Raw genomic sequence first — 25,700 nt, 5'->3', positions numbered from 1 at the left:
CGAAGCAGAACGGCTGTGGCTAGGGCTTTTCAATTTGAGAAAGTTGCATGAATTAAAATTACTGGTACTATAAAGGGCTCGAATAGGATATAATACGGAGAAAAATTAGCTTTAAGGTATCTACTTTTTGATGAGTTACCAGCTGATGCAGGCGATGATTTTCGGATATACAATTCCTCAAGCTGGGTGTTCCTCGGTGTCGCTACGGCGGCTTTTTTTATTTCCACCCAACCCGTTCTCCTACCTATTCCCTTTCTACTTATGTTATTACATCGTACCTCTTCTTCCTATCCGTTACCCTTGTCTGCCCGACTTTCGATTGCCGGGCGCGTAGGCGCCTTCTTGCTGTTGCTGGCAACGAGTGCCCAGGCTCAGATGCCGACACTGACGAGTTTTTCGCCTGCGCGCAACGCCCGTGCGGCGGTGCGCACCACCAACGTAACGGCGACGTTCGGGCAAACACTCGGCAATACTGCCAGTACCCAACAAGCGCTGAAAGTCTTTAGCCAGCAGGCTGGGGGGCAAAAATCAGGCGCTACGACGGTGAGCGGTAATACGCTCTCCTTCAACCCAACTACCGATTTTAAGGCGGGTGAAACGGTACTGGCTACCGTGACTACCGGCGTACAGAGTGGCGGCGGGCAAAACCTAGCTACCGCCCAAGTTCTTCAGTTTACCACCGCCGTGACGCCTAGCCCTGGTACCTTCGGAGGCGGCTCCACTGTACCAGTGGGGATTGACACACGAGGCGTGGCGGTGGGCGACATCGACGGCGACGGTGACTTGGACCTAGCCACCCCTAGCTTTGGAGTAGCAAGCGGAAGCGTGAGCGTGCGTCGCAACAACGGCAGCGGTACCTTCTCGGGCAGCGAGGAAGTTACTGTGGGGCCATACGCCCGTAGCGTAGCCTTTGGCGACGTGGATGGCGACGGCGACCTCGACCTTGTAACGGCAAATGGCACCAGCGGCGCGGCTGTGAGTATTCGGCTGAACAATGGCAGCGGCACCTTCTCGGGAAGCCAGAACATTGCCTTGAACCGGGAAATGAACGACGTCGCCCTGGGTGACGTGGATGGCGACGGTGACTTGGATATTGTGGTGGCAGGGCCGGTTGGCATTGTGATTATGATTCGCAACCAAGGTGGGGGCACCTTCACCGGTATCAGCAGCTTTTTATCGACTACTAGTGACATCTACAGCCTCGTTTTAGGCGACGTAGATAGCGACGGGGACCTCGACTTCATTGCCAATGGCTACACTACCGACCGCACCGTTACGCCAGGGCAAGTGCGGATCGGATTCAATGATGGCACTGGCACCTTTGCCCCGGCGGCCCCTATTCTGGTTGGACTGTTTTCGCAAGGCGTAAGTGCTGGCGACCTCGACGGCGATGGTGACCTGGATCTTGCCGTTGCCAACCGGGGGAGCAACACAGTCAGTTTTCTCTTGAATAACGGCAGTGGCACCTTCACGAGCGGGGGCGAAATAGCGGTAGTAGACGTAGGAAGCGTATCGTTAAACGACGTGGACGGCGACGGCGACCTGGACCTACTAGCTGGCAACCTCTTGAGTCCTTACCAGGTAAGTGTGCGCCTCAACAACGGCACGGGTAGTTTCTCGGGCAGTCAGCAGGTGAGTGTTGATAGTAGTTCCTCGCGCCTCGCGCTCGGCGACCTAGATGGCGACGGTGACCTAGATCTGCTGGCGGCCGGTGGCAGCAGCGTGAGCGTGCGCCTAAATCGTAGCCAGCCCGTGCTGGCGAGCTTGTCGGTTAACGCGGGAGCGGTGGGCAGCAGTGTGGTGCTGACTGGCTCAGCTTTCACCGGGGCAACCAGCGTTACCTTCAACGGGGTGGCGGCTACGAGCTTTGTTGTCAATTCGGCCACGCAAATCACCGCCACGGTGCCCGCGGGTGCAACCACGGGGCCTGTGGTGGTCACCACACCGGAAGGAACCAGCAACGGTTTGCCGTTTACGGTGAGTGCGGCACCCATCGTGACGGCTGTGTCGCCCGCGCGCAACGCACCCTCCGCGCCGGGCACGTCGGCAGTTTCGGTAACCTACAACCAAGCCTTGAGTGACAATGCCGCCACTCGGCAGGCTTTGAGAGTGTTCAGTCAGCAGGCTGGTGGCAAAAAGAGTGGTATGGCTACTGTGTCTGGCAACTCCATTGTCTTTGCACCTAGCACGGCGTTCAGACCCGGCGAGACAGTGTTTGCAACGGCGACCGCTGCGGCACGAAGCAGCACAGGCGTAGCCGCCACGCCGCACGTGTTTCAGTTTACGACCGCCACCGCGCCGGCCACGGGCGTATTTCGTGGTTCCGAAGTTAGCGTGGGAACAGGCCCCGAAAACGTCGCCGTAGGCGATGTAGACGGCGACGGTGACCTAGATCTGGTAACTCGCGGCAGTGGCAACACGGCTACGTTACAACTTAATACGGGTGCGGGCGTCTTTGCTACGAGCTCCGTGGTAAACCTAGGGGGTGCGCCCGCTGACCTAGCTTTTGGCGATGTAGACGCCGACGGGGACTTGGACCTGCTCACGTTGAACTCCAACAGAACGGTCAGCGTGCGCCTCAACAATGGCAGCGGGACCTTCTCGGGTACGCAGGAAATTGTCCTCATTGGTAACCCAAGTCCAGAAGCTCTGTCGTTGGCAATCGGCGACGTGGATGGCGACGGTGACCTCGACCTGCTTGCTTCATGCAGCTCGCCGAGCAGCGTAACCGATACGCGCGGCACCGTCTACGTGCGGTTCAACAATGGCACAGGGACGTTTACGGGGGAGGCGGTGCTGGATGTAAATGTGCCCGTGAGTATCGCGCTCGGCGACATCGACGGCGACGGCGACTTAGATCTGCTGGCGCCCTTCTTCGGGAGCGGGCGCGTCTTCGGCAGTTTCGTGGTGCCTCGCCTCAATGACGGGACGGGCAACTTTAGCGAAGTGGGAACCCTGACGAACTTAGACTACTTCCCAGCAGGGGTGGCCCTGGGCGACCTTGACCGCGACGGTGACCTCGATCTGGTAACGGCCAATCGGTCCAGCACCGTCAGTGTCCGCCTCAACAACGGTGGCGGAGTTTTCACGGGTAGCGGAAATCTGCCGAGCAACGAGGCCGCCCGCGTAACGCTGGGCGACGTAGATGGCGACGGCGACCTGGACCTACTCGTAACCAGTTTGGCCAATGCCGTGAACGTGCATCTAAACAACGGTATGGGTGGCTTTGGAGCAGCACAATTGGTGGCAGTTGGCACGAACCCCCTAGGCATTGCTACCGGCGACCTAGATGGCAACAGAACCCTGGATTTTCTGACGGCAAACAGCGTGAGCAATACGGTGAGCGTGCGCCTAAACCAAGCCGCGGCTACATCGGCGCTGGCTGTAACGGCGCTGAGCCCGACCCGCAACGCCCGCTCGGCCCCACGCGCCACCGATGTAGCCGTGACCTTCAACCAAGCCCTGAGCACCGGCGCCGCCACGCAGCAAGCGCTGAAGGTGTTTAGTGCGCAAGCTGGCGGCAAGAAAGTCGGCACCGCGACCGTGAGCGGCAGCACGCTCATACTGAATCCCGCCACCGACTTTAAAGCTGGTGAAACAGTATTTGCTACGCTCACCACGGCCGCGCAGAGCAGCAGTGGGGCTAGCCTAGCCGTACCGCAGGTGTTCCAGTTTACCGCGGCTACCAGCCCGAGCAACGGTAGCTTTGGCGGCGGCTCCGACCCCACGGTTGGCACCACGCCGTTGAACGTAACTACCGGTGATGTGGATGGCGACGGTGACCTAGACTTGTTCACCGCGAACGTGAACACCAATACCGTATCCATTCGCCTCAACAATGGGGCGGCAGGCTTCGCGGGCAGTCAGGAAATAAGTGTGGGACGCGGGCCCTCCCAAGTCGTGCTGGGTGACGTGGACGGTGACGGCGACCTCGACCTAGCTACGGCCAACAGCCGCACCATCTTTCCTGGCACCATCAGCGTGCGCCTGAACAATGGGCAAGGAAGCTTCAGCGGTACTACGGAAGTAGCGGTGGGCGATACGCCGCATGCCGTAGCGCTGGCCGACGTGGATGGCGACGGTGACCTGGACCTGCTCGCCGCGAACTACACGGCTGGCTCTGGCAATACAAGCACCGTGAGCGTACGTCTGAACAATGGGCTAGGTGCATTCAGCGGCACCCAGGACGTAAGCATCGGCACACGCCCCTTAAGTATTGCCGTGGGCGACGTTGACGCTGATGGGGACTTGGATTTCGTAACGGCCAACTCCAATCAACTTACGGCCAGCGTGCGCCTCAACGATGGCAACGGCACCTTCAGCGGCAGCACCGATGTGACGGTGGGGCCAAACCCCGAAGGCGTGGCCTTGGGAGATCTTGACGGTGACGGCGACCTGGATCTAGTCGTTGCTAATGGTGATGCTGGGCGTCTACGCGTGCTGCCGAACGCCGGCAATGGCACGTTTGCTGCCGGGCAGGAAGTCGTTGTTGGAACCTTGCCGCATGGCGTGGTGCTGGGCGACGTAGATGGGGACGGCGACCTAGACCTAGCCACGGCTAACAACGGCTACGACGCGGGTAGCACCGTGAGCGTGCGTCTCAACAATGGCAGTGGCAGCTTTGGCGGCGCGCAGGAAGTGAACCTAGGGGCCGCCCCCTCGGGCTTGGCCCTGGCCGACCTCGATGGCGACGGCGACCTAGACTTGCTCACCGCCAATAGCAGCAGCAACACCGTGAGCGTGCGCCTCAACCAAAATGCGGTTCGTGGTGTGCTGGCGGCATCAGCGGCGCTCATCGAGCAAGTGAGCGTGTTCCCCAACCCGGCCCATGCCACAACGCAATTGCTACTGCCAGCAAGTTTGACGGCCCAACCCATGCAGGTACGCGTGCTCAACTCCATGGGGCAAGTGGTATGGGAGCAGCAGCTGACGGCCCGCCAGACGACTGCCACCACTCAATTGGTATTAGGCAAACTCCCAACGGGCGTGTATAGCCTGCGCCTAGGTACCGCCGCGGGCGTAATTACCAAACGCTTGCTAGTCGAGTAAGCCACAACGAGTACACCAGCAGCCGGTCCCGTCAGCAACCCGCCGACGGGACCGGTTTGTTTAAGCGCCTGACATAACTACAGTTGATTCGTTCAGCAGCTTGCCGGTCAGCCGCAAAAAGGCGCCGAGCTGAGCGAGATTCACAGATGCAAATTGTGCAGTAGATTGCATCAAGGCGCTACCTAGCTTCGACCCCAAAGCCTATCTGAAAAACGTGGCCCTGGTACCTGCCTCTTGCTCACGCTAACTCGCCTTGCGCATGCTTCACATCGTTCGAACCTCGTCCGACAACCCCGATTTTCGCCAACTGGTGCAACTACTCGACCAAGATCTACAGGTACGCGACGGCGCCGAACACACGTTTTACGCGCAGTTTAACAAGGTAGACGCCATTCGGCACGCCATCGTCGCCTACCAGGGAGAGGAGCCCGTTGGCTGCGGGGCCTTCAAGGAATTCACCGAAGAACTCGTCGAAATTAAGCGCATGTTTGTGCTGCCCACGCGGCGCGGCCAAGGCGTTGCTGCTGCCGTGCTGGCCGAGCTGGAAGGCTGGGCGCAGGAGCTCGGCTACCGCGGCTGCGTGCTGGAAACGGGTAAGAAACAGCCCGAAGCTATTCGTCTCTACGAGAAGTCTGGCTACCAATACATTCCAAACTACGGGCAATACATTGGCGTGGAAAACAGCGTGTGTTTGCAGAAAGACCTAGGCCCGTCCGATGCCGCAGGCCGGATGCTGATTTAGCTGTCATTCCGCGTCGTGCGAAGAATGACAGCTAAATTGGTAGTTCGTCATTTGTCCTTAAGAGCAGTATTGCCTTACCGCTTCTCCAAAATACTCTCTACCCAACCCTTACCCCAATCTTCCAGCTCCTGGTCGCTCCAGAGCTGGGGGTAGAAAATGCGCTTCTGAAATTTGGGAGGTAGGTATTTCTTCCAGTTGGTGCCACCCGTAGCGGGCACGTCGTCTGGGTCGCGCTGGAGGTAGCGCACGGCCGATTTGAAGTGCATCAAGGGCCAATTGACGTTCACGTTCACATCCAACTGCTTGAGCTGGCGGAGCAGGCGCGGATGCTGACGCTCTTCGTCGGGCAGGCGCTGCACCACGTTCCAGAGGTTGCGGTTCTTGTATTCGGCGGCGTGAGCTGTAAGTTGGGTCGTGTATTTTTCCTCAAACTGAGTGAGCGTGAGAGCCTTTGCGCCCGTTTCTTCCACCGTCGCGCCGGCTTTCCAGTAGATGCAGCCCATGAGCTCGTCGTAGGCAGCGGCTTCGCCCAGCAAGCGGCGCTTTTCCTTATCAACCAAGTTATCGAGCGAGGTGCTGGCAATTTCGATCATACGATACTGCACGCTCTGGAAGCCCGACGCCGGCATCAGGGCCATGCGAAATTGCAGGAACTGCTGCTTGTCCATGCCGTCCACCATCACGTCGAACGAGTCGATCAGGTTCTCGAAGTAGCGGTTGACGCGGCCCACGCGCAGCACAATTTCGGCCATGGTGGGCTGCTGCAAGGCCCCAAGCTGCTCGTACTCACATAAACAGAGCTTGAAGTACAACTCCGTGATTTGGTGGTACATAATGAAAATGCGCTCGTCGGGAATTTGGGTGAGGGGACGCTGCAAGCTCAGTAGCGTGTCCAGCTCAATGTAGTCCCAATAGTTGACGTAGTCGGCGTAGTAAAGCCCCTCTAAGTAGGCACCTAGGTCCTGCCCATCAGCTGTATATTTTGCCTGCAGGCGACGGAGTTGGGCAAGTACTTCGGGCGAAAATTCGGAAGCAGATTCAGACATGAGCAAGCAAAGCGGAAAAGGAGCTAGTAGCGCGGACCGTAGGCAGGCGGTAATCAAGCGTCAGCTTCGTGCGCCGTTGGGCGAGGAGCCGGCAACCTAGGTGAAAAGGACAACGACGGTACGTAGGCAAGCTGGGTAAAAATAGGGCAGCAATACGCGAAGCTGGCGCTTCGCGCGACAACCACGCTGCAAAGAACGAAAAACCCGCTAAATCGGGCCCAGCAGGCAACCCAAACCCGTCGGCGAGCATCTACAAAACAGCCGTGCTACAGGGCGTTGCCTTTCCCTGCGAATCCAATACCTTTACTGCGTTTATGGCGGAGAAAAGCAGCATTTTTGATATGATCGGGCCGGTGATGATTGGGCCTAGCTCCTCGCACACGGCCGGCGTGGTGCGCATCGCGCGTGCGGCCATCCGCATCCTAGGGTCGCTGCCCACCCATGCCGTTATTACATTCTACAACTCGTTTGCCCGCACCTACGAAGGCCACGGCTCCGACCGCGCCATTGTGGCCGGCCTGCTCGGCTATGCCACCGACGACAAGCGCATCCGCGACGCCTTCGACCACGCTAAGGAAGTCGGCCTCCACTACACGTTTCAGAGCGTAGGCAATGCCTCCACCATGCACCCCAACACCATCAAGCTGCAACTGCGCGATGAGCGCACGGGGCAGACGGCGGAAGTAATTGGGCAGAGCCGGGGTGGGGGCGTCATTCGCATTGTGGAAGTCGACGGCTTTCCGGCCGACTTCTCGGCCTCGCTGCACACACTTATCGTGGATGCCGACGACCGGCGCGGCTCCATTGCCTTTATTGCCTCCGTCATTGCCCACGACGACTGCAACATTGCCACTATGTTTGTCTCGCGCAAAGGCAAGCACGACGTGGCCCGGCAGTTCATCGAAATGGACTCAGGCATCAAAGACATTACCCTAGCTTACTTGCGCCAGCTGAGCTGGGTGCACCGCGTTACCTATATTCCTAACATTGATTTATAGTTGCATTTAGCCCATGAAACAAACTTCTACTTTGCTGGCTCGCTCCCTGGTGAGGGCGAGCATTAGCTTGGGGCTAGGGTTGGCCGTGAGCACGGCCGTCGCCCAAACGGCGCCACCCACGCAGCCACCAGCCGGTACGATGCAAACGGCCCCCGCCGGCGCCTGGACCTTGCAGCGCGCCGTGGACTATGCGCTGGAGCACAACCTGACGGTGCGTCAGAACCAGCTGACGGCGGAAACCAACAGCGCCATCTTGCGTCAGAGCAAGGCGGCCCAACTGCCCACAGCCAACCTCAATGGCTCGCAGACGTGGAACTACGGACGTAGCGTGAACCCGCTGACGTACGAGTTCCAGAACCAGACCACGCGCTCCAACAATTTCTCCGGCATTGCGCAAGTCGTGCTGTTTCAAGGCTTTCAGCTGCGCAATACCATCAAGCGCAACACGCTGGATTACCAGGCTAGCCTCGGTGACATTGAAAAAGCTCGCAACGACTTGTCGCTCAACGTTGCGTCGCAGTTTCTGCAATTGGTACTGAGCGAAGAGCTAGTTCGTACCAATCAGCTAAAAGTCAACAGCGACGTGCAGCAGGTTGAGCGCACGCGCAAATTGCTGAAGGCCGGCAGTGTGGCAGAAAGCAATCTGCTCGATCTTCAGGCGCAGCAGGCTACCGACGAGTTGAATGTCATTACGGCTCAGAACCAGCGCGACATTGCTCGTTTGCAGCTTACCCAGCTCATGAACTTAGATGCTGCTGGACAAGCGGCGTTTCAGGTTGAAGTTCCGAACCTGCCGGACCCCGATGAGCAGGCACCGCTCAGCGAAGACCCCAATGCAACGTATCAAACCGCCCTCACGTTGCTGCCCGAAATCAAAGCCGCCGACCTGCGCGTGAGCAGTGCCAAGTCGACCGTCGACATTGCCCGCGGCGGGTATATGCCGCGTTTGAGCTTCGGGGCCAGCATTTTTTCGGGCTATTCTTCATCCCCAATTACTACTTTTGGTAGTGATTCCACAGCCCGGCGAACTACCTTCTTCGTTGAGAATCCCGCGACGCCCGGCTCCATTACCCCGCTCAATGTGGTGACCTACCAGCGCACTCAAACTGTGACCTCGCGGGGCTACTGGGACCAGCTTAACCAGAACCTAGGTCGGCAGTTGCAGTTCAACCTGAACATTCCGATCCTGAACGGCTTGCAGGTGCGCACCAACGTGCAACGCTCACTCATCAACGTGCAGCAGGCCCAACTCAACGCCGAGCAAACCCGCCTAAACCTGCGCCAGAGCATTCAGCAGGCCTACGCCGACGCCGTTGCCGCCCAGCGCAAGTTTGGAGCTGCCCGCCGGCAAGTAGAAGCGCAAACTACCTCGTACCGTAACGCCGAAATTCGCTTCAACAACGGCTTGTTGAACGGCACTGAGTTCAACATCACCAAGAACAACCTCACGGCCGCCGAGTCGACCATGATTCAAGCCAAGTATGAGTTCATCTTCCGGCGCAAAGTGCTGGACTTCTACCAAGGCAAACCGCTCACTTTGTAAGAAGTAGCCAAGTGATTGTGTAATGGAGGAATGACGTTCATCGACTTACTCCGTTACGCAATCAACTTGGCTACTCCTTATTCAATTACTCTGTTGCTCAGTTACTCTTACGTATGAAAAATAACCGCTTACTCTACATTCTGTTGGGGATTATTATTGTGGGGCTAGGGGGCTTTGTCGTGGCCAAGAAAAAGGGGCTCGTGGGGCGGGCGGCCGGCACGGAAGTGATTGTTGCCAAAGTCGCGCCGGTCAACATCGTAGAGAAGGTAAGTGCGTCGGGGAAGGTGCAGCCGGAAACGGAAGTAAAAATCTCTCCCGACGTATCCGGCGAAATCATTGAACTGTACGTGGCTGAGGGTGACTCCGTCAGGAAAGGGCAGTTGCTGCTGCGCATTCGGCCCGATAACTACCAGGCCATGGTCAGCCAGCAATCGGCGGTGGTGGGTACCCAGCGTGCCAACGTAGGCCAGACCCAAGCCCGCTTGCAGCAGCTGATTGCCAGCGCCAAACAAACCGAGCTGACTTACCGCCGCAATGCCTCGCTCTACAAGCAAAAAGTGATTTCGCAGTCCGACTACGAAGCTAGCCAAGCGGCTTACAACGCCTCGCAAGAAGAGTTGAACAGCGCCCGCGCCAGCATCAAAGCGGCCCAAAGCAGCGTCACCAGCGCCCAAGCCGCCTTGGAGGAAGCCCGTAAGAACTTGAACAAGACCACCATCTACGCACCCGTGAGCGGCACCGTGAGCAAGCTCAACGTGGAGAAAGGTGAGCGGGTAGTAGGCACGTCGCAGATGGCGGGTACCGAAATTATGCGCATCGCCAACCTCAACTCCATGGAGGTGCGCGTGAACGTGAACGAAAACGATATCATCAACGTGCACCTAGGTGACTCGGTCGACGTGGAAGTGGACAGCTATGCCAACCAGGACGAGAAGTTTCGCGGCCTCGTAACCAGCATTGCCAACACCGCCAAAGATGCACTCACCGCCGAAGCCGTAACCGAGTTTGAGGTGCGCATCCGCTTGCTGCCCGAGTCGTACCGCCACTTGCTGCGCACCATTAACGGCCGCACCGTCGTGCCGTTTCGACCCGGCATGACGGCCTCCGTCGACATCATCACCGACCGTAAGAGCAACGTGCTCAGCGTGCCGCTCGCTGCCGTCACGACTCGCTCGGATAGTGCTGCTACCAAGGCGAATCAGCCCGACGGCGGACCGGACGCTAACGCAGGCCCGGCTGCCGCAACCGACAAGGTAGCTCCCAAAGTGCAGGTGCAGGAAGTGGTATTCGTGGTGCGCAACGGCAAAGCGATGATGGTGCCCGTGAAAACCGGCATCAGCGACTTCGCCAACATCGAGATTCGCAGCGGCTTGCAAGCTGGCGAACAAGTGGTAAGCGGACCATTCCGGGCTGTGGCCAAAAGCCTCAAAAACGGCGGCGCTGTGGTGGTAAAAGATGAGAAGACCATCAACAAAGCCGCCCTGAAAGAACAAGACGACGACAATACCTAGGTCTGCGAATAAGTGACAAACAAAAAGCCTTTCTCCCCAAGAGAAAGGCTTTTTGCGTGAAAGGGCTGCTGGCTATTGCTTCGTGTACGTGTAGGTTTCGGTGTACGTAACACCGTTAATCACGCGGTTCGTCTTGAGTTTTAATAGGTTATTGTCAAGGTCCAGCACGTTGTAGGTGTTTTCCTTATAACCAGGAAATTGAGTAGCCAGAACAGTTTCGTCGCTACGAAGCGCCCAGGTGCCTGTGAGCGTCTGTTCGTCGTTGGCGTTGCACTTGGTGGTACCTTCCCCAAACTGGTACACGTTCGGCTTGGCGAAGTGGAGCACGTCGTCGAGGGTGCATTCGTCGACGTAGGGAAATAAGTTGGTGATCTGCTTGCCCTGTATGGTGCGGGCCGGGCTAGTGGTCAGCGCCGACAGCATCCAATCCTTGTCGATAAGCAACTCAGTTTTGGTAGCAGGTTTTACGTCCTCTTTGTCCTTGTTGGTCTCGCAGGACGACAAAAGGAGTGTGGTGGTGAGGAGCGAGCAGAGGGCAATGGAAAACTTATTCATGGAAGGAGGTTGGATAAAAGAGTTGTTGTGACGTGCTGGAAAAGTGATGCAAGTTTACGGGGCAACTATCTGTATAACATAGCTTTAAGTGGACATGAATATGTGATTGATTTTGCCAGAGGCTTGCTGCTTAGTCGCTTTTTGTATTGCGCGCATCACATGTACATGTAGCCTGGGAGGCTGCCCGTTGCGGTCATCCTGGGTGGTAGGGCAAAGCGAATTCCTGTCAACTGCCCACCTAGGTTGAGCAAGTGCTTTTTGGTGAAAGGATAAGCTTGTCGGTCGGTTCGGGAGGGTTCTTCATTCCGCGTTGCTGCGTTCGGGATGACGGGGAAATCGTACTTTAGCCGCCGTATTTTGCCCGCCCTGCCCGTTTTTCCCAAATCCATGCACAAAATCGCCATGCTTGGCGGTGGCTCCTGGGCCACTGCGCTTACCAAAATAGTGTCTGAAAACGGTAGCCACGTGGGCTGGTGGCTGCGCAGCAAAGACGACGTGCAGCACTTGCTGCGCACCCGCCACAACCCGCGCTACTTGTCCTCGGTGGCTTTCGATCTGGCGCGCGTGCAGCCCGCTACCGACCTAGCCGACGTGGTAGCCGAAGCCGATTGGTTGGTGCTGGCCGTGCCAGCCGCATTCGTGCAGCCGGTGCTCGACAAGCTCGACCGCGATGCTCTGAAAAATAAGCGCATCATTTCGGCCATCAAAGGCATGATTCCGGAGAAGAACGTGCTAGTGACTGACTACGTGGCCCAGCGGTTCCGCCTCGCGCCCGAGCAGCTTGGGGTGGTAGCCGGGCCATGCCACGCCGAGGAGGTGGCCCTGGAAAAACAAAGCTACCTGACCATCGGTAGTCCCGATGTGGAGCTAGCCGAGACGTTCTGCCAACTCCTGCGCAACCGCTACGTGAAGGCCCACCCCAGCGCCGACCTGGACGGCATTGAGTATTGCGCCGTTATGAAAAATATCATCGCCTTGACCTGCGGCATTGCCCACGGCCTCGGCTACGGCGACAACTTCCAGGCTGTGCTGGTGAGCAACGCCGTGCAGGAAATACGCCGCTTCTTGCACGCGCTCAGTCCCTTGCCGCGCGACTTGTCGGCCTCGGCGTACCTAGGTGATTTGCTTGTGACGGCCTACTCGCAGTTTTCGCGCAACCGCACCTTCGGCAACATGGTGGGCCGGGGCTACTCCGTGAAGTCGGCGCAGATGGAAATGAACATGGTAGCCGAGGGCTACTACGCCGTCAAGAGCATTCATGATCTGAATAAGAAGCTCAAGGAGTTCATGCCCATCACCGACGCGGCGTATCGGGTGCTGTACGAGAAGGTAGCGCCGGCCGTGGAGATTGAGCTGTTGAAGGAGAAGTTTCGATAGATAATCACAGGGTATTACAATACAACCGCAGTCACAACTATCACACATGCCACAAAAATTATCAAAAAAGGTGCAGCCTTCTCTGCACCAGAATCGAGGTCAAAGTGCTGAGGATTCTGTGCGTCATAAAACAGCGTGACACGCTCACCTACATAAAAGGTAGGTATAGACATGCCGAAATTTCCAGTGACCTTCACAACATCTCCGTCTGTAGTGATGAATTGAATTACTGGTAAGACGACAGAGCGTGTATTGCCGTTAGTCCATGTTTTTCCAACTATTATTCCTTGTGCCTTTATACCTTTCAGAAAGAGCCTGCGCGAACGTCGTATGACCTTTAACGAGTGAATAGTTGCTAATGAAGCTACTAGAATAAACCAGAATACAATAATTAAATCCATCGCATAAATCTAATGTTTACAAGGTAGTATTCTATGCCCTGGATTCTCCTCGCCCTACTCACGGCCTTCTGCCTAGCCCTTTATAACTTCTTCATCAAGCTAGCCTCCAGCCATCTGCCCGCCGCGGTAGGCGCCGTGGTGCTGCAACTCGTAGCCGCTGCCCTAGGTGCGGCGTGGCTGCTGAAGCTGAAGCTGCAAGAGCAGCCGCTGCCCATCACCAACAAGGGCTTGCTGCTGGCGGCGCTGGCTGGGCTGGGAGTGGGGCTAGCGGAGATTCTGACGTTCGTGGTATTTGGCCGCGGTGTGCCGTCGTCGGTGGGCACGCCCGTGATTGTGGGCGGCTCGGTGCTGCTCACGGCCGTGCTGGGGCTTACCGTGGCGCGCGAAACGCTCACGCTGCCACAAGGCCTAGGGTTGCTGCTGATTGTGGCTGGTATTGCGCTGCTAGCGCGTGGGCACTAGTCGCCCGATACTACATTAACAACTTTCGGCACTCCATTGACGATGTGAGGAGTGGGACGCAACGGCCAAACACGCCTAATCGTCTATACATTTGCCAAAACCTAGCCTAGCTCGAACGGGTTGCAACAGGCTCGCGGCCAAAAGTGGCGCGGCTTGTGTGGGTAGGCGCCAGCCAAATTTTCTGTTATATGCTTTCTGTTTCAGCACCAGCGTACGTTCCAAAGCGCACTCATCGGCTTGCCGTGGGCGCCATGTTTTTCCTATTGGGTCTGTGTTTCGCCAGTTGGGCCTCGCGCATCCCCAGCATTCAGCAGAAGCTAGGTTTCTCCGATGCCGTGCTGGGACTGGTGCTATTTGCCATGCCGGTCGGGCTGATGGTGTCGCTGCCCATTGCCGGGTGGCTGATTGCCAAGGAGGGCAGCCGCAAGGTGATTGTTGCGGCGCTGCTGCTCTATTCGGTCACGCTCGTAGGGCTAGGCTGGGCGCAAAACTTGGTGCAGCTAAGCGTTTGCCTGTTCGTGTTTGGCTTTGCCAGCAACACCGCTAACATCTCCGTCAACACCCAGGCGGTGGGCGTGGAGGCGCTGTACGGCAAGTCCATCATGGCGTCGTTTCACGGGCTTTGGAGCTTGGCGGGCTTTGCGGGCGCGGCCATCGGCACGTTTATGAATGGACTGGGCATTGTGCCGGGGCAACACTTCATCCTGATTATGGCGACTGGCGTGGCGGGCGCGGCCATTTGCTCGCGGTACCTATTGTCTGAAGATCATAACGTTAACCCCGATCAGCCCATCTTCGTCAAGCCCGATAAAGGACTACTGACCCTAGGTCTGATTGCTTTTTTCTCCCTGATCTGCGAAGGGGCGATGTTCGACTGGAGCGGGGTGTACTTCAAGAAAATCGTGCAGCCAGGACCGGCGCTGGTGGGAGCCGGCTTCACCGCATTCATGAGCACCATGGCGCTCGGTCGGTTCGGGGCTGATTGGTTTAAAGACCGGTTCGGACTGCGCCGCACCTTGCAGCTGAGTGGCGCCCTCACGGCCGGCGGCTTGTTGCTGGCTGTGGCGGTTCCTGTATTTGCTACGGCGGTGCTAGGCTTCTTTTTGGTAGGCTTCGGGGTGTCGTCGGTGGTGCCGTTGGTGTACAGCGCGGCGGGCAAGAGCAAAACCATGTCGCCGGGCTCGGCGCTGGCAGCCGTTTCGACCATTGGCTTTTTGGGCTTCCTGCTAGGTCCGCCGATGATTGGTTTGGTGGCCGGCGCGACCAGTCTGCGGGTGTCGTTTATCCTGGTGGCTATCATGGGAATGGCTACGGCAACCGTGGCAACGAAAGCAAAGCTGTAACAATTCGCTTCTATCGTTGTCTGTCATCCGGAGTGTGCTGTTGCGTAAGCAGCCCGCTCCGGATGATTTTTTTAGCCATATAGTAACTAGCAAACTCCCACATGAAGCGCATTACCGAGCAGGACATTCAGGGCATGGAGAAAGTATTTCGCCTGAACCTGATCAACTCTATTACCGGCTACAAGCCGGCCAACCTGATCGGAACGGCGGGCACTGATGGGGAGACCAATTTGGCCATTTTCAGTTCCGTGGTGCACCTAGGTTCTAATCCCCCGTTCATCGGCATGTTCACGCGGCCGACTACAGTGCCCCGCCACACCTATGAGAACATTAAAGCCACAGGGCGCTACACCATCAACCACGTGCAGGCTAGCTTCGTGGCGCAGGCGCACTACACCTCCGCCGACTTCCCCCGCGAAGAATCGGAGTTTACCGCCTGTGGCCTCACGCCCGAATACCTAAATGGCTTCTCCGCGCCTTACGTGCAGGAAAGCCAGATCAAAATGGGCTTGGAGCTGGTGGAAGAAGTCTCGGTGCAAGCCACGGGAACCATTATGCTAGTGGGCAAAGTCATCGACCTGTATCTTCCCGAAAACCTGCTGCGCCCCGACGGCACAGTGGATCTGAATGGCGCTGGCGACGTAGCCATTTCTGGGCTGGACGCCTACCATACGGTGCAAGAGCTAGCCGCCTACGAATATGCCCGCGCTGGGCAGGGGCCGCGCGAGAAAACTAAGTGATTGCTAAGTAATTGACAGCGTAACGGTTACTTGGCGGCGGTGCGCACGGCGCGCTTGGTGGCTGCTTGTTGCCAGGTGCCGATGCGGCGCAGCGCAAACTCGCCTTCCTTGCCGGGCACGGCCTGCAGGTTGGGCACGGTCCCTGTTGCTGCTGCGCACTCAACAAAATTGGGCTGGCGAAAACTCGGTCGCAAGTCTAGGCTCGCTTCTCCGGTGACGGTACGGAGGCTGAGCCGCCATGGCCCCGATTGGTGGTGCAAGCGCAACGCCAGCTGCGCGTTAGCCTTCAGGCTATCCTGTGGCACCCCATTAAGCAGCACCAGCGCCGGCAGCCCCACTTTGGCGCCCTCGAAGCGGTACAAAACCACCTTGGCAGAGTCGGCTACCGGGCCGCTCACCTGCGTTAGGTTGGTGGCGTTGAACACGTTGCCATTCGTGATATCCACGGTAAACTCGTGTTCGTACGCGTGCGTCATGGCCGCCGAAAGTGCTATTCCTACGGCCGCGCCAAGCAAGCCACCGGCTCCGATAAAGAGCGGCCCCGGCTGCACGGAATATACGCGGAAAGAGAGCAGGTTGCCGCGTCGCTCTAGCGGAAAATAAGTATTCTGGTAACGAATAAAAACGTGGTTTCCATCCGAAAAGCCCCACGTATCGGCGGGTAGCGGGCGTTGCTTGCCGGTAGCATCCGTGATGTAGGGGCGCACCCGGTAGGTGCCGGCTAGGCTGCCTTCGGTATTGGCTGTCGTTTCCACTTCGAAGGGCAGCGTATGGTCCGGGGTGTTGTCGCGGAAATCGTGAAAGGTGCGGTAGCGGCCCTTATTGATGACTTCGGCTTCCAGCACCGGATACACGGTGCCGCTAGGAGCTAGGGTGGCAGTGCTGGTTAATTGTGCCCAAGTAACTAACGGAGCTTCTGGGTTAGCCGTGCCTGGGAGGCTTAGCTGCTCCAGGCTCTTTTGCATGGCGGCCACCAAGTTACTGGCGTGAAAGCTCGTAACGTCCAGTCCGCCTCGGCTGGCCGAGCCCATGGCACCACCGAGCCGGCGGTAATGCCCGGTGGGTAGGAGCTCATACCACTCAAAAGTGCATTGGGCCTTTCCCACTTCGGAGTTGTAGGTAATGGTTTCGGCAACGCGCATGGCTGTGATACGCAAAACTACCGGCCGATCGGTGGGGCGAGCAGGCAGCTGCCGCGTCAGGTATTCGTGCAGGTAAGGAGCGGCCTGCCCCGCTAATACTACTTCCACGGGGCGGTTTAACACGCCTATATGCACCTGCCCCAGCGTTGTGGTGTCGGGGCGGGCATCTACTACTTTCTGCACGTAGAAGCCGCGGTCGGGAAGTGCCAAGGTTTGCTTGTGCAGCTCGACTACGTGAGCTTTTTGCGCCTTGAGCGGCAGCGCTAGGCCTAGGCTCATAAAAAACAGAAAAGGCAAGCGATATAAAGTAATCATAGTATAGAGATACGCTAACGCCAGCCCACAGCGAAATTAGCGCCAAGAGGTGGCGAAACAGACTGCCTGCGCAGAGAAAGTTGCGTGGCTTGCCAGTGCACTTCTCTTAGCTCTGGTCGTTCATTCTGCCGCCAAGCACGTATCAGGCTTCAAACCATAACCGGAACAATACACTATGGCCGCCTGGGGACCTTACAACTTCGACAACGACGACGCCACCAATTTTGCGGGCGATTTTATGAATACGGGCAGCGAAGTAATGCTGCTGGAAGCCCTCGTGGCAGCGGCCGAAGAGGAAGCACACGTGGAAGCCGAGACGGCGCTACCGGCGCTAGCGGCCGCTGAGATTGTGGCCGCCTGGCGCGGTCATCCCGGCACCGATTTTCTGCCTGGCTTGCTGCCTATGGTGCAGCGCCTAGATATCAGCGACGACGAAGAGTTGGTAGAGCTAGCCCAGCAGGCTGTGGAAGCCATCTTGAAAGACTCGGAGCCCCGCGACATGTGGACTGAAAACAAGCAGCTTGACACTTGGGAAGCCGCTCAAAAGGACTTGCTTGCTAGGTTGGATGCTGAGCCAAACCCGTAACCCAACGTTTGCAAGAGTTTCAGTAGTAAAAAAGGACTACCGAATTCTGTAGTTTAACTAGTTGAGCAGCAGTACTGAGTATATAATAAAGGCTGTCATGCTGAGCTATTCGCAGCATGACAGCCTTTGTCATTTGACCCTGCCCAGATAGCTTCGCTAACCACCCTAGGTTGCTACGCACAGGAGCCTTAGGCGAGTGGCTGGAGCACCTAGCTGCTAGCGTTTTAGGACATTAAACGCAGCAAAATCTCCTTTGCCAGTTTCTTGGTGCGGGAGTACGGGCTGACGTTGGCTCAGAACCCGCTTGCCGTCGACGTAAAAGCAGTACTTCAGCTCTGGCTGATCCGTCTTTAAGTGCAGAACCCAGCCTTGGGGCGTTTTCTGGGCAAAACGCAAGAAATTGTATTCGCCTCTGATTTCTACGACGACGGCTTGCGCGTGCGGGAACCCGGCCAGCGTGAGGCTTACGCCAGCGGGCTCTTGCTCTAGCAAATTACGCAGGAGGGCCGCGGTTTTCCAGCTAGGTTTTTTCACCGCTTCCAGTACGTGGATTGCTGCTTGGTAATGCCCCTGAGTGGCCAAAACTTCTGCCTTCGTAAACTGAAATTCAGTGCTGTCGAGCCGGGGATTAACTGCTCTATACTGCTCCCAGATAGGAAATAGCACGCTTGCCTGTGCGAAATCCTTCTCCATGTAGAAGTAATTCAGGAACGTTAGGCGCAGAGCGGATTCACGTTCTTCATTGCTCAGCTGGCTGGTGCGCAGAAATTGCTCGACAACGGCTGCACGGGGCTGGTTGTGGAGCAGCTTCGTGAGCGTGAGGCTGGCATTTTGCGGGAATTGGTTGGCTAGCAGGATACTTTTTCGACCCTGCTGCAGCAACGTGTGAATGTTAGTGTGCCAAGGCGTACGGTAGTCCTCGGCCAAATAAAACCAGATGTCGCCGGTAGCTAGGTTGTGAATGTTTGTGTAAACCGTGGTGGTGAACTCCCGCCAGGAGGTTTCCTGCGCAATTTGCACGAGGCTCTGCTGACTGACGCCTTGCGCAGCAAGCAGGCGCTGCGCAATGGGGTAGCGCCAGCAGGTTTGTTTTGCGGGGCCCTCGCACACGTTGAAATTAGTGGAAGTGAGCTGCCGCGTAGCCCGCAAGATGGTGTCGGGGGAGATGACGGCTAGGTTGCCCTGCCGATCAGCTAGGTGCACCTGCACGTCGCCCATGTCGGGCATATAGTAGGTATCCCACAAAGCCAGAAACTGCGGTACCGATTGGCAGCGTTGCAGCAGGTACACCAGCATAGAACCGTGCGGAAACGGTTGGCGGCCGCGGCGGAGCTTATACACTTGCGGCGGCAAAGCATTGATGTCGAAAAAAACGCCAGCCTCATTCGCGCCGCCTTGGATGCCACTCTCGGGCGAGCCGTAAGTAAAGGTGATGTAGCCTAGGGTATTTTTATCCGTGGCCGGATAGACGTTTACATAGGTAGAGGCCGTGTGAAAAAAATCTTCGTTGTTCATGGCCCACGTCTGCCCGTGCCGATCTGTGCCGGAAACAATCGTGCAGGCGGCGGCTGGCAGGCACCACAGCAGTGGGATTAGGAACAATAGCCTGGTTCTCATAGAATAAGCGTAAGAAGCTAACCGATCAGCAAAGTACATGATTGATAAGCAGATTGCTACTTGCTGTTATTCTAGGCCAATGCGTTTGGCTAGCTAAATGCTACACGGCGGCTAGGCTTGGCACCTCGTTTAGGCCAAACCCTAGTTTCACCAGCTCTTCCCACACCCGGTGCACGGGCAAGCCCATCACGTTGAAGTAGGAGCCTTCTAACCGCGTCACGGCGACCATGCCGATCCAATCTTGCGCGCCGTAAGCACCGGCTTTATCGAAAGGCTTGTATTGCTGCACGTAAAACTCGATTTCGGCTGGGGAGAGGGCCCGAAAGTAAACGCGAGTTTGATCGGAAAACACCACGCGCTGGCCCTCGCCAGTGAGCAGACACACCCCCGTGTACACGTCGTGGACGCGGCCTTGCAGGCGCGTAAGCATCTGAATGGCTTCGGCCGCGTCAGCAGGTTTGTTCAGCACATCATCGTCGAGGCACACGATGGTGTCGGCGGTGAGCACCACCTCATCGGGGGCTAGGGCGGCGCGGTATGCTTCGGCTTTGTGGGCGGCTAGGTACTCCGCTACTTCGGCGCGCACCAGATGAGCCGGGAAGCTTTCGTCTACTTCCTGCAAACGAATCTCGTAGGGCAGACCTAGGTCGGAGAGGAGCTGCCGCCGGCGCGGGGAGTTAGAAGCCAGAACTAAACGCATTGGAGAAAGGAGTTGTCGGCTTCTGCGTCGCGGATGCTCGTGAACAGGAAGCCAACGATAGTTTTGGGATAAAAGAACGTGGATTTGGGCGGCATCACGGCGCCGGAGTGGCACACGCGCTCCACTTCGTCCATAGTTACTTCGTTGGTAATGAAGGCGGCCCGCGCCGCGCTGCGGTCTACCTGAGCCAGGCATTCGGAGAAACTGCGCACATAAGCTACCCCAGGCCAGTTGCGTTGCGCTTCCGGCCCCACGATGCCCAGCACCCGCTCCAGCACAAAGTAGTGCAGCACCGTCAGATCGAGCGCCTTCACCTGCGCTGTTGTTTCCCAGGTAAGTTGGGCGTGCACCTCAGGCCGTAGTCGCAGCTTATAGGCCTGCCCACCTAGGTACAAGCCGAAGGCCCAGGTCTTGCCTGCAATAACTTCGGGCAAGGCATACGCATCGTCCTGCGCGAGCACCAGGAAGAACTCACCGAGGCGCTGCAAAAAGGCTTCGTCGGTGAGTTGGCCGGGCAGTTCTAGCAGCAGCCGATGCGTCGGTAGAATGCGCAGATCATCGGCTGCCGCATTCGTTAGGTACATCAAGTGGTAATTCCAGGGCTCATAACCAGTAGCCTTTGAATCAGCTGCTTGTCTGGCCTGACGATAGGCTAAAGACGCTTCGTAACGGTGGTGGCCATCGGCTAGAATCACTTGCTTTTCGGCCAGCAGCGCCTGGAATTTGCGGATAACTGTCCGGTCTTGGATCACGGCTAGCACGTCGCGGACGCCTTGGTAGTCTTCCGTTTGGTAGAGCGGGTCCTGCACAGCTTCGTCCATGTAGTACTCCAGCTCGAAGGCTTCGTCGCGGTACAGGCCGTGGGTCGCGCTGCTTTGCATCTGCGTGCGCGCCAGCAGCTCAGCCCGGTCATTGACCGACACCGGCAGCGTATTCTCGTGGCGTAGCACTACGTTTTCCTCCCAGGCATACGCGCGGATGTGGCACATAAAACCCTTTCGACAGTATTCGCGCGCGCTGCCGGGCAGCCGAAAGTATTGATAGTATACGTACAGGCCCGGCAGCGCGTCTTGCAGCAGCACGTCTGCCTTCTGCCACTCGGTGAGGCGGCGTAGGGCGGCGCCTGCCGCGTCTTCTCCCTGCGGCACCGACACGTGAATGCTATTGAGCGGATTATTATAAAGTGCCGCCCGCTGCTTAGATGACACTACATCAAACAAGGGAGAAACGTATGAGTCAATCGTCGGGCTAAGCGCTGGGCTATAGCGCCAGCCGCGTACAGGTCGAATTTCAGCCACAGAAGCTTATTTAGTAAGTAACATTTACCGATCTTCAGCATGGACCATTGGATCAATTAAGCGCAGACGCGAAGCGCACTTGCTTCTGTTCGCCTCTGCCAATCAAGGTGCCATTACCTTGGGACACGATCAATGGTAGAAGGTAAATGACTACGGGGCCAAGCGGCTGCGGCGCCAGCCAGCCCCATCTTTCTCGTACAAAATTCGGTCGTGGAGGCGGCTCGGGCGGCCCTGCCAAAACTCGACGCGGGTGGGGCGCAGGAGGTAGCCGCCCCAGTGCGGCGGGCGGGGAAGTGGGTCTTGCCCAGCAAACTGTGCTTCTAGATCCTTTTCACGCGCTTCTAGCTCCTCGCGGCTGCCGATCACCTGGCTTTGGGGCGAAGCCCAGGCACCTAGCTGACTGCCGCGTGGCCGGCTTTGAAAATACGCGTCTGAGGTAGCGGCGGCGGCTTTTTCCACTTTTCCTTCTACTCGCACCTGCCGCTCCAGGCCCGGCCAGAAGAAGTTGAGCGCTGCCAGCGCATCATGGGCTAGCTCCTGGCCCTTGCGGCTGTCATAATTGGTATAAAACAGAAAGCCCGCATCGTCGGGTAAGCCTTTCAGGAGCACTACACGGGTAGAAGGCTGGCCATCAGCGCCCACGGTCGCTAGGGTCATGGCGGTGGGTTCGTCGAGGTGAGCAGCCAAGGCTTCATCGAGCCAGGTGCGAAACTGCTGGACAGCATCCGGGGCCACCTCGCTTTCAGTGAGCGTCCGCTGCGCGTACGTTTTGCGTAGATCGGCTAGTTGTTGGTCGTTGGTCATGAAGCAAATCGTGTTGAGCAGGTAACCAATAGCCCGTCGTATGGTTTGAGAGCCACTTGCTGGGCCTTTTCCCGCCGTTAGCAAAGCAATAATTGCGCAACGGCAACGGTTGTAGAGCGGACGCAAGGTAGCATAATGTACGGGTGTCGGGAACCTGCAACTACTCAACCGACGTAAGACACTTGTAAAGAAGCTGCGTAAACGACAGAGGGGCAGAGCAGCTAGGCACTTCCCTAGGTCGATGTTATGTAGCTGCTTTGTAGCCCGCGCAAGTGCTCGTGATGCAAGTGGATCATTGGTGTTTGTTAACTGATAAAGAAGAATTGCTCCATGAAATCAGGTAGCCTCCTCATATCACAGCCCTTTCTGGGCGACCCTAATTTTGAGCGCACCGTTATTTTGTTGTGCCGTCATTCCGAAGAAGAAGGATCTTTCGGGCTTGTGCTCAACCGCCCAACCAACCTTCAGCTTGGCGACGTGCTCGAGTTGCCCGACGGCGAGGCTTCGCCTGCCGCTCACCTGCCGCTCGGCCTAGGTGGGCCAGTGCAGCCAGATACGTTGCACTACCTGCACCGTCGCGCCGATATCCCAGATGCAGTAGCTGTTGGGCAAGATGTTTACTGGGGTGGCGACTTCCAAGTGTTACTCGGTTTGCTGCTCAGTGGCGAGCTAGCCGCCGATGATGTGCGTCTGTACGTTGGCTACTCGGGCTGGACGGCCGGGCAGCTCACCGACGAGGTAGGGGAAAATGTTTGGATTGTGCACCCCAATGCTGCGGGGAAAGTATTTACTTTGGATAATGATGCCTTCTGGCAATCCATCCTACGCGAAAAAGGCGGCCGTTACCGTGTTTTGTCCAACTATCCCGTGGACCCACGCCTGAACTAATCATATTTGTCGCCCCGCTTTCCACTGTCCGCTGCTTACCTTGCGGGCCATTCTGCTGAATCATGGTACCTGAAAACGAAAACACTGCCCCCAATCACTCCGATCCCGCCTCGGAGTCGCCGATGAGCATTCTGGAGCGTCGCCTCGCTGAGATCCAATCCAAACAAGATCCGGCGGCCGCTGCTCCAGCTCCGCCCGATCAGGAGCCTGCGCCTGCCAATATTCCGGCCGAAACGACGGCTGCTGCCCCAGCCACGGCTCCTGAGGATATCACGGAGCGCCCGGCCCAAGGTGTCCCGGCTCCTCCTGCTGGCGAGCCTGCCGACGCTGGTACGGCCGAAGCACATGCGGAGCCTTCTAACGCCGTGATTGGGGAGGAGCCTGCCTCCATCAGCGCACCGGCTTCGGAGCCGTTGGCTCGCGCCGAAAACCACTACGGCGCTCAAAACCCGGGGGTACTCAGTGCTCACGCTGAAGAGGGTACGCCCATCACGCCAGAAACCGAAGCCCTGACAGCTAGTTCTCAGTCTGTAACGGAAGAGCAACCAGCAACATCGCCCGAGCCCGAAGCGCTTACCGGCGTTGCGGGTGAAGATACCCCGGCTACGGCTCCTGACGCGCCAGCTACGACCACGCTACCTGCCTATTCATTGGCCTCAGCCGAGGACATCGAAAACGCGCCAGTCGACCTAGCTGCCCTTCCAACTTCCGACAACGAAGGGGCTGCCGAGGCCGCTGCGGAGCTGCACCACGCCCAAGGCGCTGCAGAAGAGGAAGATGATTACGTCCCTGAAACGGCCGCCCCCGACTTCGCAAAGCTGGATGTAGCCGCTCAGGCCGATTACCTGCTAGGTCTGCTTCGTCGGCCCGATGCCCGCCAGAACCGCAAGCAAATTTTTGACTTAAACCGGCAATACGAACAAGCCATCGGCAACGAGCGCAACGCCGCGCGCCAGCGCTTTACGGCCGAAGGAGGCGAAGCTGAAGGGTTTGTTTTTCAAAACCCGAATGGCTACCAGGAGGTAACGAAAGCCCTGCAGGATTTCCGGGAAAGCCGCGCCCGCGACGCTAAAGCGGAGGACGAGCAGCGCGCCCGCAACCTAGCGCACAAGCAGCACTTACTTTCTCAGCTCCGCCTGCTGGTAGAATCGTCCGAAACCAAAGACAGTTCGGCTCGCATCAAGGCCTTGCAGAACGATTGGAAAGTAACGGGGCCCGTTCCGCAGAAGGACGCACAAGAACTGTGGAACAGCTACCACGCTCTGCTCGATATTTATTATAACAACCGCGGTCTATTCTTCGAGATGAAGGAGCTGGACCGCCGCCGCAACCTCGAAGCCAAAGAAGCGCTGATTCAGCGTGCGGAGGCGCTGAATCAGCAAAGCAGCATCAACAAAGCCTTGCAGGAGCTTCGGCAGTTGCACGAGGAGTGGAAACACGTCGGGCCGGTGCCCAACGAGCAGCGGGAGCCAATCTGGAACCGTTTCTTGCAGGCATCGGAGAAGGTGCACAACCGTAAGAAAGAGTTTGTGGATGTGCGCACGGCGCAGGAAAATGCGAACCTGGGTCGTAAATCGGCTTTACTGGAGCAGATCAAGCCCTTTGCCGACTTCCACACCGAGCGCGTGAACGAATGGCGCTCCAAAACCGACGAGTTGCAAAAGCTTAAGGAAGACTGGGATGCCGCCGGCCTCGTGCCCCGCGACAAAGCCGAGCAAATGAACAAGCAGTTCTGGTCGGCTTACAAAGGCTTCTTCCAGCACAAAAACCAGTTCTTTAAAGCGCTTGATGAGGAGAAGAATGCTAACCTAAAGCGCAAGCTAGAGCTGTGCGAGCAAGCTGAAGCAGCGCTGCAAAATCCGAATTGGGAAGAGGGCCGTGAAATCGTAATTCGCTTGCAGAAGGAGTGGAAGCTAATTGGCCGAGTACCCGAGAAGCAGTCTGACAAAGTATGGAACCGCTTCCGCACGGCTTGTGATGCTTTCTTCGACCGGAAAAACCAAGAGGCTAAGCAGCGCGAGCAGCAAGCCCAGCAAGTTTCCAGCGAGCAGGCGGCTCACCTCGACCGTCTGTCAGATGCCCTTTCGGCCCTCGACGCGGACAACCCCGGTACGCTGGAAGGCTTCCGGCAACACGTAGCCGACTGGCGAGCCTTCGAAAGCGCTGCGGCAGCACCCCGCGGTGCTGCTGAGCGAGCCGAAGAGAAGTTCCAGACTTTGATGGGCAAGTACCTCGATACGGTTCCTGGGCTTGCCTACGCCGAGCGCAACGACTTATTGTTCCAGTTGCAGGTGGAGCGCCTGAAAGCTAGCCCTGATTCGCAGCAGCAGCTGTACAAGAAGGAGCAGGGCTTACGGCGAGAAATCAACGAACTCGAAAACGACATTTCTACCCTGCAAACTAACCTCGACTTCTTTGCTCGGTCGAAAAACGCCGATCAGCTCCGTGCTGAATACCAAGGCCGAATCGATGAGGCTAAGACGCGTATCGAAGGGTTGAAAAAGCAGCTAAAGGTAGTTCGCAGCTAAAATTTCATTTGTGCCCAGCGAAAAGAGGCACCTAGCGCAGCTAGGTGCCTCTTTT

Annotated in this window: 21 protein-coding genes; 12 read left to right on the top strand and 9 right to left on the bottom strand. The window is 57.5% G+C overall.

From position 1 onward, the window contains the following. The first annotated feature begins 300 nt into the window (after positions 1 to 300). Together BXP70_RS08905 and BXP70_RS08900 are read left to right on the top strand one after the other, a co-directional pair. A complete protein-coding gene (locus BXP70_RS08905; protein ID WP_179197634.1) occupies positions 301 to 5,049 on the top strand; it encodes an FG-GAP-like repeat-containing protein in 4,749 nt (1,582 codons plus the stop codon). Between the two features lie 259 nt (positions 5,050 to 5,308). Next, positions 5,309 to 5,791: a GNAT family N-acetyltransferase gene (locus BXP70_RS08900; protein WP_086593674.1), complete on the top strand. Its 483-nt coding sequence runs from the start codon at positions 5,309 to 5,311 to the stop codon at positions 5,789 to 5,791. A 74-nt stretch (positions 5,792 to 5,865) separates the two neighbouring features. Here BXP70_RS08900 and BXP70_RS08895 read toward each other — a convergent pair whose 3' ends face one another. Further along, a complete protein-coding gene (locus BXP70_RS08895) occupies positions 5,866 to 6,837 on the bottom strand; it encodes a tryptophan 2,3-dioxygenase family protein (protein WP_086593673.1) in 972 nt (323 codons plus the stop codon). A 314-nt stretch (positions 6,838 to 7,151) separates the two neighbouring features. Between BXP70_RS08895 and sdaAB the strand changes: the two genes are divergently transcribed. The 3 genes from sdaAB (at position 7,152) to BXP70_RS08875 (ending at position 10,889) form a co-directional block, all read left to right on the top strand. Next, on the top strand, positions 7,152 to 7,835 hold the full coding sequence (sdaAB, locus tag BXP70_RS08885; RefSeq protein ID WP_086593797.1) for an L-serine ammonia-lyase, iron-sulfur-dependent subunit beta: 684 nt from the start codon (positions 7,152 to 7,154) through the stop codon (positions 7,833 to 7,835). Positions 7,836 to 7,848: 13 nt separating this feature from the next. Then, positions 7,849 to 9,378, top strand: coding sequence for a TolC family protein (locus tag BXP70_RS08880; RefSeq protein WP_086593671.1), 1,530 nt, complete (start codon positions 7,849 to 7,851; stop codon positions 9,376 to 9,378). 113 nt (positions 9,379 to 9,491) lie between these two features. Beyond that, complete coding sequence (locus BXP70_RS08875) at positions 9,492 to 10,889, top strand: efflux RND transporter periplasmic adaptor subunit (protein WP_086593670.1); 1,398 nt, start codon at positions 9,492 to 9,494, stop codon at positions 10,887 to 10,889. A gap of 72 nt (positions 10,890 to 10,961) precedes the next feature. Here the strand turns inward: BXP70_RS08875 and BXP70_RS08870 are convergent, their stop codons facing one another. Both BXP70_RS08870 and BXP70_RS08865 read right to left on the bottom strand, forming a co-directional pair. Further along, positions 10,962 to 11,444 (bottom strand): hypothetical protein, encoded by a 483-nt coding sequence (locus BXP70_RS08870; protein WP_086593669.1) that lies wholly within the window; start codon positions 11,442 to 11,444, stop codon positions 10,962 to 10,964. Positions 11,445 to 11,599: 155 nt separating this feature from the next. Next, on the bottom strand, positions 11,600 to 11,833 hold the full coding sequence (locus tag BXP70_RS08865; RefSeq protein WP_086593668.1) for a hypothetical protein: 234 nt from the start codon (positions 11,831 to 11,833) through the stop codon (positions 11,600 to 11,602). Here BXP70_RS08865 and BXP70_RS08860 point away from each other — a divergent pair. Next, complete coding sequence (locus tag BXP70_RS08860; protein ID WP_086593667.1) at positions 11,832 to 12,821, top strand: NAD(P)H-dependent glycerol-3-phosphate dehydrogenase; 990 nt, start codon at positions 11,832 to 11,834, stop codon at positions 12,819 to 12,821. The two genes, BXP70_RS08865 and BXP70_RS08860, sit on opposite strands and share 2 nt — an antisense overlap. Positions 12,822 to 12,835: 14 nt before the next feature. Here BXP70_RS08860 and BXP70_RS08855 read toward each other — a convergent pair whose 3' ends face one another. After that, positions 12,836 to 13,222, bottom strand: a complete 387-nt coding sequence (locus BXP70_RS08855) for a DUF3592 domain-containing protein (RefSeq protein WP_086593666.1) — start codon at positions 13,220 to 13,222, stop codon at positions 12,836 to 12,838. A 33-nt stretch (positions 13,223 to 13,255) separates the two neighbouring features. On the opposite strand from BXP70_RS08855, the gene BXP70_RS08850 reads away from it, so the two are divergent. From BXP70_RS08850 to BXP70_RS08840, 3 genes are all read left to right on the top strand, one after another. After that, positions 13,256 to 13,684, top strand: a complete 429-nt coding sequence (locus BXP70_RS08850) for an EamA family transporter (RefSeq protein WP_086593665.1) — start codon at positions 13,256 to 13,258, stop codon at positions 13,682 to 13,684. A gap of 188 nt (positions 13,685 to 13,872) precedes the next feature. Next, complete coding sequence (locus BXP70_RS08845; RefSeq protein ID WP_086593796.1) at positions 13,873 to 15,027, top strand: MFS transporter; 1,155 nt, start codon at positions 13,873 to 13,875, stop codon at positions 15,025 to 15,027. 101 nt (positions 15,028 to 15,128) lie between these two features. Continuing rightward, positions 15,129 to 15,767 (top strand): flavin reductase family protein, encoded by a 639-nt coding sequence (locus BXP70_RS08840; protein WP_086593664.1) that lies wholly within the window; start codon positions 15,129 to 15,131, stop codon positions 15,765 to 15,767. Between the two features lie 26 nt (positions 15,768 to 15,793). On the opposite strand, the gene BXP70_RS08835 is transcribed toward BXP70_RS08840, so the two are convergent. Beyond that, entirely contained in the window at positions 15,794 to 17,224 is a 1,431-nt protein-coding gene (locus BXP70_RS08835) for a hypothetical protein (protein ID WP_086593663.1), read from the bottom strand. Between the two features lie 175 nt (positions 17,225 to 17,399). Between BXP70_RS08835 and BXP70_RS08830 the strand changes: the two genes are divergently transcribed. Beyond that, positions 17,400 to 17,810, top strand: coding sequence for a DUF4259 domain-containing protein (locus tag BXP70_RS08830; protein ID WP_086593662.1), 411 nt, complete (start codon positions 17,400 to 17,402; stop codon positions 17,808 to 17,810). Between the two features lie 216 nt (positions 17,811 to 18,026). Here the strand turns inward: BXP70_RS08830 and BXP70_RS08825 are convergent, their stop codons facing one another. The 4 genes from BXP70_RS08825 to pdxH form a co-directional block, all read right to left on the bottom strand. Further along, positions 18,027 to 19,427, bottom strand: a complete 1,401-nt coding sequence (locus tag BXP70_RS08825) for a carcinine hydrolase/isopenicillin-N N-acyltransferase family protein (protein ID WP_179197633.1) — start codon at positions 19,425 to 19,427, stop codon at positions 18,027 to 18,029. A 100-nt stretch (positions 19,428 to 19,527) separates the two neighbouring features. Next, positions 19,528 to 20,127 carry a Maf-like protein gene (locus BXP70_RS08820; RefSeq protein ID WP_086593660.1) on the bottom strand — a complete coding sequence of 200 codons (600 nt, stop codon included), beginning with the start codon at positions 20,125 to 20,127 and terminating at the stop codon, positions 19,528 to 19,530. Next, positions 20,118 to 21,425 carry a DUF1015 domain-containing protein gene (locus tag BXP70_RS08815; protein ID WP_086593659.1) on the bottom strand — a complete coding sequence of 436 codons (1,308 nt, stop codon included), beginning with the start codon at positions 21,423 to 21,425 and terminating at the stop codon, positions 20,118 to 20,120. Before BXP70_RS08815 ends, BXP70_RS08820 begins: the two co-directional genes overlap by 10 nt. A 150-nt stretch (positions 21,426 to 21,575) precedes the next feature. After that, positions 21,576 to 22,229, bottom strand: coding sequence for a pyridoxamine 5'-phosphate oxidase (gene pdxH, locus BXP70_RS08810; RefSeq protein WP_086593795.1), 654 nt, complete (start codon positions 22,227 to 22,229; stop codon positions 21,576 to 21,578). A 330-nt stretch (positions 22,230 to 22,559) separates the two neighbouring features. On the opposite strand from pdxH, the gene BXP70_RS08805 reads away from it, so the two are divergent. Together BXP70_RS08805 and BXP70_RS08800 are read left to right on the top strand one after the other, a co-directional pair. Further along, positions 22,560 to 23,117, top strand: coding sequence for a YqgE/AlgH family protein (locus tag BXP70_RS08805; RefSeq protein WP_086593658.1), 558 nt, complete (start codon positions 22,560 to 22,562; stop codon positions 23,115 to 23,117). A 62-nt stretch (positions 23,118 to 23,179) separates the two neighbouring features. After that, positions 23,180 to 25,645, top strand: a complete 2,466-nt coding sequence (locus BXP70_RS08800) for a DUF349 domain-containing protein (RefSeq protein WP_086593657.1) — start codon at positions 23,180 to 23,182, stop codon at positions 25,643 to 25,645. Positions 25,646 to 25,700: the final 55 nt, after the last annotated feature.

The sequence above is a fragment of the Hymenobacter crusticola genome (assembly GCF_002154225.1).
GTDB lineage: Bacteria > Bacteroidota > Bacteroidia > Cytophagales > Hymenobacteraceae > Hymenobacter > Hymenobacter crusticola.
This window is presented reverse-complemented; position numbering and strand designations above follow the sequence as displayed.

Coding starts and splice junctions, on each gene's coding strand:
- BXP70_RS08825 (WP_179197633.1), bottom strand. CDS start 19,427: ATGAGAACCAGGCTATTGTTCCTAATCCCACTGCTGTGGTGCCTGCCA.
- pdxH (WP_086593795.1), bottom strand. CDS start 22,229: ATGACCAACGACCAACAACTAGCCGATCTACGCAAAACGTACGCGCAG.
- BXP70_RS08840 (WP_086593664.1), top strand. CDS start 15,129: ATGAAGCGCATTACCGAGCAGGACATTCAGGGCATGGAGAAAGTATTT.
- BXP70_RS08865 (WP_086593668.1), bottom strand. CDS start 11,833: ATGGATTTGGGAAAAACGGGCAGGGCGGGCAAAATACGGCGGCTAAAG.
- BXP70_RS08805 (WP_086593658.1), top strand. CDS start 22,560: ATGAAATCAGGTAGCCTCCTCATATCACAGCCCTTTCTGGGCGACCCT.
- BXP70_RS08850 (WP_086593665.1), top strand. CDS start 13,256: ATGCCCTGGATTCTCCTCGCCCTACTCACGGCCTTCTGCCTAGCCCTT.
- BXP70_RS08845 (WP_086593796.1), top strand. CDS start 13,873: ATGCTTTCTGTTTCAGCACCAGCGTACGTTCCAAAGCGCACTCATCGG.
- BXP70_RS08875 (WP_086593670.1), top strand. CDS start 9,492: ATGAAAAATAACCGCTTACTCTACATTCTGTTGGGGATTATTATTGTG.
- BXP70_RS08900 (WP_086593674.1), top strand. CDS start 5,309: ATGCTTCACATCGTTCGAACCTCGTCCGACAACCCCGATTTTCGCCAA.
- BXP70_RS08830 (WP_086593662.1), top strand. CDS start 17,400: ATGGCCGCCTGGGGACCTTACAACTTCGACAACGACGACGCCACCAAT.
- BXP70_RS08855 (WP_086593666.1), bottom strand. CDS start 13,222: ATGGATTTAATTATTGTATTCTGGTTTATTCTAGTAGCTTCATTAGCA.
- BXP70_RS08835 (WP_086593663.1), bottom strand. CDS start 17,224: ATGATTACTTTATATCGCTTGCCTTTTCTGTTTTTTATGAGCCTAGGC.
- BXP70_RS08880 (WP_086593671.1), top strand. CDS start 7,849: ATGAAACAAACTTCTACTTTGCTGGCTCGCTCCCTGGTGAGGGCGAGC.
- sdaAB (WP_086593797.1), top strand. CDS start 7,152: ATGGCGGAGAAAAGCAGCATTTTTGATATGATCGGGCCGGTGATGATT.
- BXP70_RS08895 (WP_086593673.1), bottom strand. CDS start 6,837: ATGTCTGAATCTGCTTCCGAATTTTCGCCCGAAGTACTTGCCCAACTC.
- BXP70_RS08870 (WP_086593669.1), bottom strand. CDS start 11,444: ATGAATAAGTTTTCCATTGCCCTCTGCTCGCTCCTCACCACCACACTC.
- BXP70_RS08820 (WP_086593660.1), bottom strand. CDS start 20,127: ATGCGTTTAGTTCTGGCTTCTAACTCCCCGCGCCGGCGGCAGCTCCTC.
- BXP70_RS08800 (WP_086593657.1), top strand. CDS start 23,180: ATGGTACCTGAAAACGAAAACACTGCCCCCAATCACTCCGATCCCGCC.
- BXP70_RS08860 (WP_086593667.1), top strand. CDS start 11,832: ATGCACAAAATCGCCATGCTTGGCGGTGGCTCCTGGGCCACTGCGCTT.